This is a genomic window from Mesorhizobium sp. M0626 (assembly GCF_040320665.1).
GTDB lineage: Bacteria > Pseudomonadota > Alphaproteobacteria > Rhizobiales > Rhizobiaceae > Mesorhizobium.
On the sequence record NZ_JAMYQD010000014.1, the window covers coordinates 72,997 to 87,457 of the forward strand.

At 60.4% G+C, this 14,461-nt stretch carries 12 protein-coding genes; 5 read left to right on the forward strand and 7 right to left on the reverse strand.

Annotated features, from left to right (window positions below):
* Positions 1–6: 6 nt before the first annotated feature.
* The gene (locus NKI37_RS19000; protein WP_023821879.1) at positions 7–3,159 is read right to left on the reverse strand and encodes a GAF domain-containing protein; all 3,153 of its coding nucleotides are present in this window, start codon (positions 3,157–3,159) and stop codon (positions 7–9) included.
* 221 nt (positions 3,160–3,380) lie between these two features.
* On the opposite strand from NKI37_RS19000, the gene NKI37_RS19005 reads away from it, so the two are divergent.
* The 4 genes from NKI37_RS19005 (at position 3,381) to NKI37_RS19020 (ending at position 6,009) form a co-directional block, all read left to right on the forward strand.
* Positions 3,381–3,635, forward strand: a complete 255-nt coding sequence (locus NKI37_RS19005; RefSeq protein WP_352787413.1) for a hypothetical protein — start codon at positions 3,381–3,383, stop codon at positions 3,633–3,635.
* Between the two features lie 128 nt (positions 3,636–3,763).
* A complete protein-coding gene (locus NKI37_RS19010; protein WP_352787410.1) occupies positions 3,764–4,822 on the forward strand; it encodes an alpha/beta fold hydrolase in 1,059 nt (352 codons plus the stop codon).
* A gap of 20 nt (positions 4,823–4,842) precedes the next feature.
* Positions 4,843–5,373 (forward strand): DUF1003 domain-containing protein, encoded by a 531-nt coding sequence (locus NKI37_RS19015; RefSeq protein ID WP_352787407.1) that lies wholly within the window; start codon positions 4,843–4,845, stop codon positions 5,371–5,373.
* A 243-nt stretch (positions 5,374–5,616) separates the two neighbouring features.
* Positions 5,617–6,009 carry a response regulator gene (locus NKI37_RS19020; RefSeq protein ID WP_023687818.1) on the forward strand — a complete coding sequence of 131 codons (393 nt, stop codon included), beginning with the start codon at positions 5,617–5,619 and terminating at the stop codon, positions 6,007–6,009.
* A 186-nt stretch (positions 6,010–6,195) separates the two neighbouring features.
* Here the strand turns inward: NKI37_RS19020 and NKI37_RS19025 are convergent, their stop codons facing one another.
* The 3 genes from NKI37_RS19025 to NKI37_RS19035 all read right to left on the reverse strand — a co-directional run bounded on the left by NKI37_RS19025 (position 6,196) and on the right by NKI37_RS19035 (position 7,660).
* The gene (locus tag NKI37_RS19025) at positions 6,196–6,372 is read right to left on the reverse strand and encodes a hypothetical protein (RefSeq protein ID WP_352787404.1); all 177 of its coding nucleotides are present in this window, start codon (positions 6,370–6,372) and stop codon (positions 6,196–6,198) included.
* Positions 6,373–6,564: 192 nt separating this feature from the next.
* On the reverse strand, positions 6,565–6,801 hold the full coding sequence (locus NKI37_RS19030; protein ID WP_023668023.1) for a DUF6894 family protein: 237 nt from the start codon (positions 6,799–6,801) through the stop codon (positions 6,565–6,567).
* Positions 6,802–6,820: 19 nt separating this feature from the next.
* Positions 6,821–7,660 (reverse strand): Crp/Fnr family transcriptional regulator, encoded by an 840-nt coding sequence (locus NKI37_RS19035; RefSeq protein ID WP_352787401.1) that lies wholly within the window; start codon positions 7,658–7,660, stop codon positions 6,821–6,823.
* Positions 7,661–7,927: 267 nt separating this feature from the next.
* Between NKI37_RS19035 and NKI37_RS19040 the strand changes: the two genes are divergently transcribed.
* Positions 7,928–11,299 (forward strand): DEAD/DEAH box helicase, encoded by a 3,372-nt coding sequence (locus tag NKI37_RS19040; RefSeq protein WP_352794534.1) that lies wholly within the window; start codon positions 7,928–7,930, stop codon positions 11,297–11,299.
* A 70-nt stretch (positions 11,300–11,369) separates the two neighbouring features.
* On the opposite strand, the gene cyoD is transcribed toward NKI37_RS19040, so the two are convergent.
* The 3 genes from cyoD to cyoB are packed head-to-tail and all read right to left on the reverse strand — an operon-like array spanning position 11,370 to position 14,460.
* Positions 11,370–11,780 (reverse strand): cytochrome o ubiquinol oxidase subunit IV, encoded by a 411-nt coding sequence (cyoD, locus tag NKI37_RS19045; RefSeq protein WP_023712206.1) that lies wholly within the window; start codon positions 11,778–11,780, stop codon positions 11,370–11,372.
* Complete coding sequence (locus NKI37_RS19050; RefSeq protein WP_023681134.1) at positions 11,777–12,463, reverse strand: cytochrome (ubi)quinol oxidase subunit III; 687 nt, start codon at positions 12,461–12,463, stop codon at positions 11,777–11,779. Before NKI37_RS19050 ends, cyoD begins: the two co-directional genes overlap by 4 nt.
* Complete coding sequence (gene cyoB, locus NKI37_RS19055) at positions 12,460–14,460, reverse strand: cytochrome o ubiquinol oxidase subunit I (RefSeq protein WP_023681135.1); 2,001 nt, start codon at positions 14,458–14,460, stop codon at positions 12,460–12,462. Before cyoB ends, NKI37_RS19050 begins: the two co-directional genes overlap by 4 nt.
* Position 14,461 lies beyond the last annotated feature (1 nt).

The following is a 14,461-nucleotide window of genomic DNA, read 5'->3' on the forward strand; positions in this document are numbered from 1 at the left end:
GCCCGTTCACTTTCGATCCAGCACCTTCCGGACTTTCTCTGCCAATTCGTCGATCGTGTAGGGCTTGGTCAAAAGTTCGGTTCCGAAATCGAGCGTGCCGTTGTGGACAATCGCATTTCGTGTGTAGCCGGTGGTGTAGAGCACTTTTAGCGACGGGTGCATTGTCTTGACCTGATCCACCAGCTCCCGGCCCGACATCTCCGGCATCACCACGTCGGTGAACAGAAGCGACGGCACTTGCCCGCTTTCGACGGCCACCAGCGCTTCGCGTGGACCTTGCATTTCCAGCACGGAGTAGCCCAGTTCCCGCAGCGCTTCCGCGGCCATCAGCCGGACGCGATCTTCATCCTCGACAACCATGATGATCTCGTCTGCACAGCCGGGGTGCTCGCCTGCCACGACGTCGATTTGGCTGTCGAGCACGCCATGGTGCGAGCGCGGCAAATATATTTTCAAGGTGGTTCCGATGCCCTGCTCGGAATAGATCTTCACACTGCCGCCGGACTGGCGAACAAACCCATAGACTTGGCTGAGTCCCAGCCCGGTGCCTTTGCCGACCCCCTTGGTGGTGAAGAACGGATCGAAGGCTCTTGCGACAACATCAGCAGTCATGCCCGTTCCTGTATCGGTGACCGCTATCATCACATACTGGCCGGAGGGGATCGCGTTCTCCCTGGCATAGCGATCGTCGACGTGGGCGTTTGATGTCTCGATCGTCAGCTTGCCGCCAGCAGGCATGGCATCCCTTGCGTTGACGCAAAGGTTGAGCAGCGCGCTTTCCAATTGCCCTGCGTCGGCCTCGACATGCCATAGGCCCGCAGCGAGCACGGTCTCGATCTGGATGGTCTCGCCAAGCGTCCGGTTCAGCAATTCGCTCATACCGGAGACGAGGCGATTTGGATTCAGCCGCTTCGGCGCCAGTGGTTGCTGGCGGGAAAAGGCGAGCAGTCGCCTGGTAAGTTCTGCGGCACGTTGTGCTCCATCGATCGCGCCGGTTACGAATTGGTGGACGTTGGTATCGCCGTTTCTGAGCTTGCGCTGCACAAGGTTCAGGCCGCCGATGATGACGGCCAGCATATTGTTGAAGTCGTGCGCGATGCCACCGGTGAGCTGTCCGACAGCTTCCATCTTCTGGGCTTGGCGCAGGTGCTCTTCTGCTCTGGCGCGTTCCGCAACTTCATCTTTGACACGTTGTTCGAGCGTGCCGTTGAGTGTCTGCAGCGCCTTGAACAGCCGGGAGTTGTCGATGGCCGTCGCGGCATGGCCGGCAAGCCCCAGCAAGGCCGCTTCTTGCTGTTCGGCGAACACGCCGGTCTCTGAATGACCAAGGAAGAGGCCGCCCAGGACCTCGCCCGAACGCGAGACGACCGGCACGGCGAGATAGGAACGCACCGGCAGATGGCCCTCCGGCATTCCCTTGCGGGGCCAGTTCTTTCCGTAACGGGGATCCGTGAGGATATCATCGGAACGCACCACGCTTGTTCCGCGGAAAGTGGGCTCGAACACCGCGGTGTTGCGCGGCATCGGAAAGTTTTCGAAAGCAGAACGAGGTGCCCCCGACAGGGCGTAGAGCACATAGCTGTCGCCCTTGTCGTCGATCACATTGTAGAAGAAAGCTCCGAATTGTGCGCCCGACAGCACCACGCCGGCATCGGTTACCGTCTGGACAATTCGCTCCACGTCAAGCTCGGCCGCCACGGCTGCCGCAGTGGCGTTCATCAACTGAAGCTGATGCTCCACCCGCTTTCGCGCGGTGACGTCGACCACGGTGCCGATGAAGCGGATCGCACGGCCGGACTGGAAAAGCGCTTCCCCCGTTGCGGCAATCCAGCGCTCCTTGCCATCCCGAAGGCCGATCGTCCGGTATTCGATGTCGTAGCGGGAGGGGGTGCCCGGCGCGAGCGACTGGCGTACGGCCTCGTCGGCCCGTGCGCGATCTTCCGGGTGGAGGCCCGCCAGGAAGGCGCTTTCATATGTCACCTCCGCGTCCGGCGGCAAACCAAAAAGGGCTTTGCACCGGTCGTCCCAACGCAGCACTCCGCTGATGGGATCGTAATCCCAGGTGCCAATAGCGGCCGCGTCGGTGGCAAGCCTCAGCCTCTCCTCGCTGGCCCGTGCCGCCTGTTCCGAGCGAACGCGCTCGATGTGAGCCCAGGACCGCTCCGTCACCTCGGTCAGCAAGGACAGTTCGCGTTGCGACCAGACGCGGCGCTGCTTGTCGTGGATGGCCATCAGGGCAGTCAGTCGGCCTTGTTTGACCAAAGGCATACAGATGGTTGCCGTTATCCCGATATCCTGAAAGGTCTTCGCTTCCTCGGGAGCAATTTCCTCAAGGTTGTTGTTGATGATAAGCGGCTTGTTGGCGCTGAGGTTGGTGACAGCTAGGCGACCGAAATCGGCAAGACTGTAATATCCCCTGATGCTGGGCGAGCCAGGTGCGCTCCAATCGCCGCGGATGGTGAAATGGTCTTGGTCCTGCTCCATGTCGGCATAGGCGCAAATCGAGACGCCAAGATGTTCGCCGAGGAGCCGAGTGGTGATCTGCATGACAGCATCGGCGTCGGCCGCGAGGGCTATCTCCCTGCCGAGGCGGTCGAGAAAAGCAAGGCGTTCGGCGTTCTCACGCAGGGCCAGTTCGGCGCGAAGGCGTTCTATCGCCGTACGCGTCCGGTCCGCGACTGCCGAAATGAGGGCTACTTCCTCCGTCGCCCAGCGTCTGGGCGCGGAGTGGTTCAGGTATAACAGCGCCACCAGCCCGCCATGCTCGGTAACGGGCATGTTGATGACGGATTGGGCGCTGATGGCTTTGAGTGCCTCCGCATGGCTGCTGGTTCGCGGATCTGTCTCGGCGTTTTCAAAGACAACGGTTTCGCCTCGCTTCAAATCCTCGATATACGAGCCGTAGTTCCTGAAATTCAGCGTCCCAGCCAGGCTTTTGATGCCTGGCGCGTTCCAGTCCCTGTCAATGGTGATCGTTTCTTTCTCTAGATCGATCGTGCCGTATCCGGCTCGGCTGATGCCAAAATGGTTCCCCAGCAGTTCCGCGGCTGCGTAGGCCAGTTCTGCGGGATCCGTAATCTCGCGAATACGGTCGCCCAGCGCTGCCAAAAGCTCGAAGCGCTGCAGTTCAGATCGCGGATTGCTTGAAGTGGCCCCCATTTCGCCCCCGTTTTGCCCGGACTTAAATGCAGTCTGCGGCCAAGAGTTCCCCGCAGGACGGCAGTTTCTTTGGCGGGCCGGTCAGCCGAACACGCCGCACCGCGGTCATAGGTTAATGACAGCTTGGCGCGCTGTGGCGGATAAGGGGAAACCAGCGGGCACTTGACGAGCTCCCGCTGGCTGGGTGCCCGAACCGCACTTCACTCGTTTGGAGACGTTTGATGCTTGACCGACCCATTCTTACGAATACGGACGCTCTCTATCCAGACGACCTGAAAACGCTTCGGTCGGTTTTCGACGCGCTGTGTCAGGAATTTGAGATTTCGTCGGACACTACCGCGGCAGAATCCATCGCGCGAGAGCTGGTCAGACTTTTCCAGACCGGGATGACGGAAGCGGCCATGCTGATGATTGCCGTGCGCGCACGTTGGCAGGGTGATTGGAAAACGGGACGCAGCAGCGCTGCCCAGGCTTAACGGTCCCAACTCCATGGAGAAGGCCTACTTTAGCCGCTTGAGCCGGTTGTACAGCGTTGTCTTGTCTGGCGGAACAAGCTTTCGCCCCGAGAGTTGGGGTCGGCAGATGGTTTCCAACAGGCACGGGCATGGCGTTCGACAGAGATGGACCGAAACTCGCGACCGGGTTGCTCGCGGCCTCGTTGGCGGCGCTGGCGGCATACAACGCCATCCGCGCCAAACGTGCGATTGCCGGCCGGGCGTGCGGACGTGTGATGGAGATCGATGGTGTGCGGCTGCATTTTATCGAAGCCGGAACCGGCATGCCGCTCCTTCTCTTGCATGGCAACGGATCCATGGCGGAGGATTTCAAGTCGAGCGGCATCTTCGATGAGGCGGCAAAGACCTACCGGGTGATTGCATTTGATCGTCCCGGTTTTGGGCGAAGCTCACGGCCGCGCGGCCGGCGTTGGTCCGCTCGCGACCAAGCCGACCTTATACATGCCGCCGCCTGCGGGCTGGGTATAGAGAAATACCTCGTGCTTGGACATTCCTGGGGAGCTTGGATCGCCCTCGAATTGGCGCGCAGGCATTCTCAATCGGTCGTCGGCATCGTGCTGGTCTCGGGCTATTACTATCCGCCACCGCGGCTGGATCTTGCACTGGCCGCACTCCCTGCACTGCCTGTGATCGGCACCGCGTTTCGTCACACCTTGCTGCCCCCGCTTGTAAGGCTTGCTTGGCATCGGGCAATGGAGAAGATCTTTAAACCCGCCGTCGTCGCCGGCGACTTCGCCGCACTGGCCAAAGATGTCGCCAGCCGCCCTTCCCAACTGCGGGCGGTTTCTCTGGAGACAGCATCGATGCTGGCCGCGTCCCTCTTGGGAAAAGCCAACTATAGGGACATTGCCGTGCCCACCGGCATCATGGCGGGATCCGGGGACCGGTTGTTCGACGCGCAACGCGATGCACGACGCTTGCACGCGGAAGTCGGTGGGTCTCTCCTTGAGGTGGTTCCGGGCGCCGGCCATATGGTTCATCAGAGCGCCCCGCAGGCAGTGGTCGGCATGGTGCACACTATTGCAGGACGGCACGCCTTGTTCCAAGCGGGCCGTCGGCAGCGACCCAAGTCGTGTGCCGACGAGTTCAAGGCAGATCCGGCCTCGCGGGAGCCACCGGCGATAAGCGACGCCGCTTGCACGGAATGATCTCCAAACGGGGCTTTCAAATGAGCGACCAACGTCCAGCCGACATGCAGTCGGTGCTCCACCAGAACATACAGGCCCTGGTCGAGCACAGGCGGCAGCAAGAGGAGCACCAAGGCGTTCAAGCGTGGGTCGCCGGCGCTGTTTCGCGCTTCGCGGGAAGCATGACTTTCGTCTATCTGCACCTTGCAATTCTTGTCGTCTGGGTCCTCGCGAACCTTGGCGCGATACCAGCCGTCCCAGCCTGGGACCCGACTTTCGTGATCCTGGCCATGGTCGCCTCGGTTGAGTCAATCTTCCTGTCTACTTTCGTGCTGATCAATCAGAACAGAATGGCCGCCCACAGCGAGCGCCGAGCCGAACTGGATTTGCAGATCAGCCTTCTAAACGAACATGAAACCACGCGGCTGATCGAGATGGTGGCTGCCTTGACGGCGCGTCTGAATATCTCGACCCCGGCCGACAAAGAGCTGCCGGAACTCGCCGAGAATGTGGATCCCCAAAAGGTGATGACGCAGATCCAGCAAGCTTCTGGAGATCAGGAGAACGCTTGATCAAAGCGACCTCGTCGGCAACGGTTAAGCGTCGGCTACAACCTGTAATTCAGCCTCATTGTCCAAGGCTGTCGAAGCAGCTAAGCCGGTGTCGGCCTTTTCCAGGGTGGCTCCCCGACGTCACAAGTCCGCCGCGCAATCGAGGCAGCGTAGAGCTTCGATAACCAACAGGCTGCTGCGCGTCAGATGGAACCAAGTTGACGCCGAACTCGTATTAGCGGTGGCGGCTTGGGGAGATTCCGGATGAGCGAAGGTGCTGTTCTGATCGTCGAAGATGAGACAATGATCCTGCTCGACCTCGAGTCAGCTTTGGAGGAGGCCGGCTTCCAGGTCGTCGGCACTCGGAGTGCCGCCGAGGCGCTGGCGGCTTTCGACCCCGATCCGACCAAGTTCAAGGCCGTGCTCACGGACATCCGTCTGGGAGCAGGACAGTCGGGGTGGGAGGTCGCTCGGCACTTGCGAAGGTCCAACTCGACCATCCCGGTTGTCTATATCAGTGGCGACAGCGCGGTACACTGGGGAGCGGAAGGCGTGCCCAACAGCATAATGATCACCAAGCCCTTTTTTCTGCCGCAGATCATAACTGCCGTTTCTCAACTTTTAAACGCGCAGCAAGGTGCAGAAACTCACCTTTAGGAATCGGACCGCGGCTCCGCGAACACCACCGAACATTCTTCTTCGGCCAATCGGCGCCGTCCGGCGTAAAGCGTTCGCGTCTGCTTGGGTCAAATGTCGGCGGCCTCAACCAGATGTCGACCTCAGCTCCTTTCCCCTCGCCACCGGCTCGCATCCACTCGGGAGCCCTCCCGAAAGCAGGGGCGCTCATTGGTTGAGCTTTCGGTCGAGTTCGTCAAGCAATGACCGATGCTCGCTGGGCATGTCCGCGTCTGTCGGCAGATCCAGCAACTGGCGAAGCTGGCGACGATTGGCGTCCGATGAAATCCACTCCCGTATGAGGCGGGCTATGGCCTTTTGTTGTGCCTTGCCGATTTCTTCCATGTTAGATTCCGGGCTTGTCCGTTGGACGAACTCGGCGGCTCTTTGATGGTTCCCTGTCCTGTACACAAATCGAGGCACAATCTATGGGTTAATGCATGTCGCTCAAAAGTGGCCCTGGTTTTGAGACACGGCATGCCAGTGGATGTTTGCAGTCCCAGTCCGCTCGCCTAACGCTGCGCGTAGAGTGCAAATTTATACGTTCGATTTTACCCGAAGCGAGAGGCTCAGCCGCAAAATCTTGGCGCCATTTTCATCGCGCACTTCGATAAACAATTGCTGCCCGTCGACGCTCTTCAGTGACTCTCTCGTGAGGTCGACAAGGCCCTCGAATCCCGCGCGGCGGACCTCCTCGAGGCCAGCGCATTCGACACCTATTTCGTCCTCGAAGATGAGATCGCCATCGCCGCTGTCGAAGAAAAATCGTGCCATCGGAGAGCTTCCGTCACTGCTAATCTGCGGGGTTCCTTTGGTGCAGGTAGGTCGTGTCGAAATCTCCTGCGTGAGTGAGGCCAGCCCAGTCCAGTGCGTGAACTTTTGATCCCGAGGTGGCAATGAGGCCTCTGCGTCGTAGTTCCTGGAGCATCCGGTTGACGTGGACCGTGGACAAACCCAGCGCATCGCCAAGGGCCGCCTGTGTAATGGGGATATCCGCCACGTGATCCTCAATGCGCCCCATGGAGCGCAAGCGAAAAATCAGTTCGCACAGGATGTGAGCCATGCGGGTGTATGCCTCGCGTCTTCCCACATTGATGACCCACTCCCTATAAATCGCGGCATCTATCAACGTCGACCGCCAAAAAGCGGTGGCGATGCGAGGGTGCTGGTCGCAAACGGCACGCAGGGTGTCATGCCGCATGAAACCTATTCGCGCCGGCGTAAGGGTCGAGAAGTTACAATCCATGACCGACAGATGCAGCCCATGCAGATCAGGAATGTCGCCGGCGACGAAGAATGATGTGATTTGTCGCTTTCCTTCGCCCGTATGTTTGGTGGAACCGACCAAGCCATCAAGAACGACAAACGAGTAAACAGGACGGTCGCCCTCACGCACCAGATCGTGGTTGGCCAAATATTCCTTCTCCTGGATCGGAATGCCTTTCAGAACGCCGATGTCGGCCTCTCGAAGATCCGAGATGGTCTGAAGCTTGCGAATGAGTACATCCGAGGATGAGGTGGGGAACAAATTGACTACCTGGCTGATGTTGGTGATCGAACTATTATCCGCGCCAAAAGTTCCGACTGGCATGGGGACATATGCGCGGCGGCAGAAGGTGCTGTCGCGCGGCATGGTCCCATGCCTAGAGCGTTTTTGCAGCGTCGAGCATGGTTGAGGAACCCGGAATGATCGAAGCCACCAGCTTTTTAGGACAGCCATAGGTGGGCCAGGCAGGAATGCATTAACCTATGACATAGGCTCGGTTAGAAATTGTCCCGCTGGGCAGCCAGCCCCAGGAGTTCGCCGATCACGGCGCAGCTTTGACGCTGTCGCTCCGCCCTTTCAAGGGCTGCACCCGCAGCCCGTCCTGGAACTCTTTGATGCGCCGCCAGGAACGGGGTGGCTCCGCTGACGTTGTCTCAATGGCAAGGTGAGATTTCAGTGAACAGGCATATTTCGCGGACGGATGTCGAGCAAATCGATCACACGGATGACAGCGGGTTTGCGATAGGGCACGGCGGACCGCCATCCTCAGCAATCGCGGTAGCGCTGGCCCGTGGCCTGGAGACCAGTCGGGACAAACACATCATCCATATAGCTCCCTCGGAACGCAGTGCCGAGGAGATCGCCGGCGCCTTGCGTCAGTTCCTGCCTGACGCGGATATCATCTTGCTGCCGTCTTGGGATTGTCTGCCCTACGACAGGGTATGGCCCACACGCGCCAATATGGGGCGAAGGCTTCGTGCGTTGCGTGAGATCGCAACGAAGCCGGATCGCCCGCGCATCGCTGTAATGTCGCTCGAAGCCATTCTGCAGCGGGTGCCGCCTGCTCCGGTCATCGCTGGCGGTTTCACAATTCTGGAGGTGGGACAAAAGCTCGACCGTGACGATTTTAGAACCTGGTCCGAAGCCATTGGCTATGTCGTCGACGAGAGGGTCGACGAACCGGGTGAGATAGCCTTTCGGGGCGATCTCATCGATATTTTCCCTGCTGGCGCGGATGGCCCCGTTCGCGTCATCGTTGATCCCGATGCCTGCATCCGGCAGCTCAAGACCTACGACCCGCTCAGTCAGCTCAGCGATCAGGTTCGAGACTCGATTACGGTCGGACCGGCATCCGAGCTGATCTTTAAAGCTGGTGAGCATCCTGAGTTGACAGCGATGCGCACGACGTCGATGGAGGAGCGCCTGGTCGCATCGTATGGCGCTATGCCATCCGTCTTCGATGCGGCATCCAGCGCTTCGATCTCCTTCCTTGAAGGGACCGACGGGCAGCCGCTCGGCAGAATTCTGGATCTGGTCGAGGATGCACGTCGTGCCAGGCAGGAGGCAGCCGGAACGAAAAAACCTTTGCCGGGACGATTTTACCTATCCCGTGAAGAGTGGGACGCTGCTCTGCTTAACCGCTGCTGCGTGAGACTAGCCGTTTCTGCCGTGGGAGTTCCCAAATTCTTCCGCCAGGCCCGACCCGGGCATGATTTCGCGGAATTCATCAGAGGGCAGACGAGTGCCGGAGTCAGAGTAGTGTTCACCGGCGATGCCTCTGAACTGCAGCGAGCAGATCGCCTGCTCGATAGGAGACTAGGCCGGCGGGCAGAGGAAGCGGCCGACTTGCCGCAAATCCTTTCGGCCGCGAGGGGCTCTGTTCTCAAGGCTGAATTCGTCCTCGACGAAGGGTTTGTCGACGCGCAATCCAATATCGCCGTGGTGGCCGCATCCGACCTGTTTGGGCCCGCGTTAAAGGCGAGCGGGAGCGCGACCACGGGCATACTCGAACCCGAGTTGCGCATTGGCGATGTCGTCGTCCATGAAGACCATGGCCTGGGCGTGCTCGCCGCGGTCGAACAGGTCGAGTTGGCTGGCCAGCAACAGGATGTCGTCAGACTGGAATATCATGGCGGGGCTTCCTTGCTGGTTCCGGTCGACGACTTTGGACGAATATGGCGCTACGGCTCGGAACCGGAGGCAGTGTCGCTTGATCGCCTCAAAGGCGAGGGCTGGCCGAAGCGACGCGAAGCTGCGTTGCGCGAGATCGACAGGCTGGCCAAACGCCTCTTGAGTCTTGCCAAAATCAGGTCCAGCCAGCCTGCCGAGATCATAAAGCCCTCCCGCACGGACTTGGCCCGTTTTGCGGCGAGATTTCCCTATACGGAGACGCCCGACCAAGCGGCCGCCATCCGCGCTGTGCTCGATGATCTTTCGTCGGGAAGAACAATGAACCGGCTCGTCTGCGGCGATGTCGGCTTCGGCAAGACAGAGGTCGCCCTGCGTGCTTGCGCCGCCGCGGCTTTCTGCGGGAAACAGGTTGCTATCATAGCGCCGACAACGGTGTTGGCACGACAGCACTATGAGACGTTCAGCCGCCGCTTCGCAGGAACCGGCCTGCAGGTCGCCCACCTTTCTAGGATGGTCGGGGCAGCGGAGGCGAGAGCGGCAAAAGAGGGTCTGCGGAGCGGCCAGGTTGCGGTCGTTGTGGGTACTCAGGCCCTGGCGTCCAGGAGCGTCACCTTCGCCAATCTTGGACTGCTGGTGATCGACGAGGAGCACCGGTTCGGGGTCAAGTTGAAGCGGGCCCTGCGGACCATGACGCCTCGCCTCCATACGCTGAGCATGAGCGCCACACCGATACCCCGGACGCTGCAATCGGCGTTGTCGGGCATCCAGGACGTCAGCGTTCTAAACTCTCCGCCCGCCAAACGACGTCCCGTTCGCACGATCTTGGCAGCTTTCGATCCAGCATCGGTGCGCGCGGCCCTCCTGCGTGAATTTCACCGGGGTGGACAGAGCTTCTTCGTGGTCCCGCGGATCGAGGATATTGCCCCGGCCTGTGACCAGCTGAACAGACTGGTGCCGGAACTCGGGGTCAAGACGGCGCATGGTGAAATGAAGGGGAGACAGCTGGACGAAGTCATGGTCGGATTCGCCGACGGTGATGGCGACATTTTGTTGAGCACCGACATCATCGAGAGCGGCCTCGATGTGCCGCGGGCCAACACCATCATCGTTTGGCGCCCCGACCGGTTCGGTCTGGCGCAGTTGCACCAGTTGCGGGGCCGGGTCGGAAGGGGGGCGGTGCAGGCCGTTGCGTTTCTTCTGACCCAGCCTGGCGTTGAACTGGCCGACGGCACCAGGGCGCGGCTTTCGACGATGCTTGCGCTCGATCGGCTCGGCTCCGGCCTGGCAATCAGTCAAAGAGACCTCGACCTGCGTGGCGCCGGAGATCTTTTCGGCGAAGACCAGGCCGGGCATATGAAGCTGATCGGAGTGGGCTTGTACGAGCACTTGCTGGAGCGGGCGGTCTCGGCGGCTGGCGGAGGGGCCAACTTCAGCAAGCAACTTGCCGAGATCAATGGCTCGGGAAAGGGGGCTTTTCCCGAGAGCTATGTCGACGAGCCTACGGTGCGCGTTGGCCTCTATGCGCGGCTCTCCCGCATCCGTTCGGAGCCGGACCTCGATACATTCAGCGAAGAGCTCGAGGACCGCTTTGGAGACATGCCTGGCGAAGTAGCCCTTTTGCTGGAATTTACCAGGTTGCGAATAGCAGCGTCGGAATTGGGCGTCGGCAAAGTCGATGTCGGTCCCGAGGCCATCGCGATCACCCCTCGGAACAAGCCGTCGGCGTCCCAATGGCGGAACAGCAAGGCGTTGGGCCTGGACTACCGGAACGGCCGCCTGATTTTCAGGCCTATCCAGCCCAGCGTCTCAGGCATCGATGCGGTTCGCTTAGCGCTTGATGCCCTACGCGCAGCCCAGCCAAAGCACGAGATCTGACGAGCCTTTTGTCTCCTGGGGCCATCCGTGCGAATGGCGCTGCGGGCGGCCGTGCGTTCGCGGGGAGCGTTCAAGGCATGGTTCCGGCTTGATGGGGTGTCATGGCAGCCATGTTTTCATTCAGATGGGCCATGATCCAGATAGAGCCCAGAACCACCAGCGCGACGATCAGCACGCCGAAGGCCAGGGCCAGGATGTTGTTGGTGTTATCCGGCCCGGTGGTCAGGTGCAGAAAGAAGACAAGATGAACGCCCATCTGCGCAACAGCGAGCACCACCAGGGCCGAGATGACCGCGGGCTGGTAAATCAGATCGGTTCGCGCCGCCAGGAATGACGCGATCGTGAGCAGAATGGCCAGGCCGAAGCCGAGCACATAGCCCGAGAGGCCCCCAGCGGTTTCGTGCTCGCTTATGTGTTCCTCGCCCGGCGCTGAATCGCGGCGGTCCTGCAACTCGCCGGTCTTGCTCTCGATCTCGGTCATGACGATGCTCCCAGCAGATAGACCAGGGTGAAGATGGCAACCCAGATGATGTCGAGGGCGTGCCAGAAGAGCCCGAAGCAGTGGAGCCGCCGCAAAATGTCGGGCCGAAAGCCCTTGACCCACAGCTGCGCCATCATCGTTCCCAGCCAGAGCAGGCCGAGACCGACATGGGCACCGTGGCAGCCAACGAGCGCAAAGAAGGCAGAAAGAAATGCGCTGCGCGAGGGGCCTGCCTGCTCGCCGATCATTGCCGCGAACTCCTGTAGTTCCAGGAACAGGAACGCTGCCCCGAGCAACCCCGTGACGAGAAGCCAGAACTGCGTGGCAGCCATTGATCTGCGACGGGTGGCGAGTGTTGCCACGCCGCCGGTGAAGCTCGAAGTGAGCAGAAGGCCCGTCTGGACCGCAACCCGTGTCGGTTCGAACAGATCCTTGCCTGTCGGTCCGCCGGCGGTTGCCTTGGCCAGCACGGCGTAGGCGGCGAAAAATGCCGAGAACATGATGATGTCGGACAGGAGAAAGATCCAGAAGCCGTAGGTCACCGTGACGAACTTTGAGGCCGGGCCGCCTTCTCCGTGGCCCGTCGCAGAGCGCACCGCATGCCGACCGGTGTGATTAAGCCGATACGGGTCCCGTGCCTGGGTGCCGGCGCTGATGTCGCCGGAGAATGCGTGATCGCTCATGCCGGGCGCTCCCACCCGCGCAACCGGGCAAACTGGGCTGCCTTGTGGTCATGGTCGATGCGGGCGACCTCGTCGACAGGGATCTCGTAGTCTCCATGATCGCGCCAGGCGAATACGACGAAGGTTGCGTAGGCGCCGATGAAGCCGACGATCGCCAGCCACCATATATGCCAGATCAGCGCGAAGCCGATCAGTGTGCTGAAGAAGGCGGTGACGAAGCCAGTCGGGCTGTTGCGAGGCATCTCGATCGGCTCATATGCCTTTTCCTCGTCCGAGCTCTGTTCGATCCCTCGTTGCTTGATGCTCCAGTAGGGCTCTTCGTCTTCCACGTGAGGCAGCCGTGCATAATTGAAGACAGGAGGAGGGGAAGATGTCGACCACTCCAGCGAACGCCCGTCCCACGGGTCGCCGGTTTCGTCGCGAAACTTGTCGCGATGCCGGATCGAAACGAAAAGCTGTGTGATCTGCAGCGCCGCGCCGGCGATCATCACCACCACTCCGAAAGCGGCCACCACCAGCCACGGTGCCCAAAGGTCCATATCGATATGTTGCAGGCGCCGCGTCATGCCGAGCAGACCGACGATATAGAGCGGTACGAAGACCAGCATGTAGCCGGCCAAGGTGACCCAAAATGCCGCTTTTCCCCAGCCTTCGTGCAAACGGAAACCGAACGCCTTGGGGAACCAGTAGGTGAAGCCGGCGAATGCTCCAAACAACACGCCCGAGATGATGACGTTATGGAAATGCGCGACGAGGAAAAGGGAATTGTGTAGCACGAAGTCGGCCGGCGGGACGGCAAGCAGGACGCCAGTCATGCCGCCGACGGTGAAGGTGGTCACGAAAGCCAGTGCCCAAAGCATCGGCGTGTCGAAACGAACGCGCCCGCCATACATGGTGAAGAGCCAGTTGTAGATTTTCACACCGGTTCCCACGGCAATGACCGACGTGGCGATGCCGAAGGCGGCATTAACGTCCGCTCCGGCACCCATGGTGAAGAAGTGATGCAGCCAGACCATGAACGAGACGATGCAGATGAACATCGTAGCCGCGACCATCGAACGGTATCCGAACAGCGGCTTCGATGAAAAAGTCGAGAAAATCTCGGAAAAGATTCCGAAGGCGGGAAGCACCAGGATGTATACTTCGGGATGGCCCCACGCCCAGATCAGGTTGACGAACATCATCTGATTTCCACCAGCTTCGTTGGTGAAGAAGTGGAAGCCGAGATACCGGTCCAGCGTCAGCATTGCGAGCGTGGCGGTAAGGATCGGGAAGGCTGCGACAATGAGCAGGTTGGACGCGAGCGAGGTCCAGCAGAACATCGGCATTCGCAGATAGCCCATTCCCGGCGCTCGCATCTTGAGGATGGTCGTCACCAGGTTGACACCGGTGAGCAGCGTGCCGACGCCGGAGATCTGGATCGCCCACAGATAATAATCGACACCGACGCCCGGCGAGTAGGCGGTTTCCGACAAAGGGGCATAGGGCAGCCAGCCGGTGCGCGCGAACTCGCCGACCACAAGCGAGATGTTGACCAGCAGGGCTCCGGAAGCCGTCAGCCAGAAGCTGACGGAATTGAGCGTCGGAAAAGCGACATCGCGTACGCCAAGCTGCAGCGGCACGACGAAATTCATCAGGCCGATCATGAACGGCATCGCGGCGAAGAAGATCATGATCGTGCCGTGCGCGGAAAAGATCTGGTCGTAATGCTCCGGCGGGAGGTAGCCCGGCCCGTGAATCGCCAGCACCTGTTGTGTGCGCATCATGATAGCATCGATAAAACCACGAAGAAGCATGAGCATCGCCAGCACAATGTACATCACGCCGATGCGCTTGTGGTCGACCGAGCTTATCCACTCGCTCCACAGATATGGCCAGTAGCCCTTCACCGTTATCCAGCCAAGCACGGCGGCTGCTGCCAGAAAGACGCCAAGGGCTGCGCCGAGGGGGATGGGTTGATCGAAAGGAACGGCCGACCAGTCGAGCTTGCCCAGCATC

Excerpts from the sequence above, each read along its gene's own strand:
- NKI37_RS19000 (WP_023821879.1), bottom strand. The coding sequence starts at position 3,159 with ATGGGGGCCACTTCAAGCAATCCGCGATCTGAACTGCAGCGCTTCGAG.
- NKI37_RS19005 (WP_352787413.1), top strand. The coding sequence starts at position 3,381 with ATGCTTGACCGACCCATTCTTACGAATACGGACGCTCTCTATCCAGAC.
- NKI37_RS19010 (WP_352787410.1), top strand. The coding sequence starts at position 3,764 with ATGGCGTTCGACAGAGATGGACCGAAACTCGCGACCGGGTTGCTCGCG.
- NKI37_RS19015 (WP_352787407.1), top strand. The coding sequence starts at position 4,843 with ATGAGCGACCAACGTCCAGCCGACATGCAGTCGGTGCTCCACCAGAAC.
- NKI37_RS19020 (WP_023687818.1), top strand. The coding sequence starts at position 5,617 with ATGAGCGAAGGTGCTGTTCTGATCGTCGAAGATGAGACAATGATCCTG.
- NKI37_RS19025 (WP_352787404.1), bottom strand. The coding sequence starts at position 6,372 with ATGGAAGAAATCGGCAAGGCACAACAAAAGGCCATAGCCCGCCTCATA.
- NKI37_RS19030 (WP_023668023.1), bottom strand. The coding sequence starts at position 6,801 with ATGGCACGATTTTTCTTCGACAGCGGCGATGGCGATCTCATCTTCGAG.
- NKI37_RS19035 (WP_352787401.1), bottom strand. The coding sequence starts at position 7,660 with ATGCCGCGCGACAGCACCTTCTGCCGCCGCGCATATGTCCCCATGCCA.
- cyoD (WP_023712206.1), bottom strand. The coding sequence starts at position 11,780 with ATGACCGAGATCGAGAGCAAGACCGGCGAGTTGCAGGACCGCCGCGAT.
- NKI37_RS19050 (WP_023681134.1), bottom strand. The coding sequence starts at position 12,463 with ATGAGCGATCACGCATTCTCCGGCGACATCAGCGCCGGCACCCAGGCA.
- cyoB (WP_023681135.1), bottom strand. The coding sequence starts at position 14,460 with ATGCTGGGCAAGCTCGACTGGTCGGCCGTTCCTTTCGATCAACCCATC.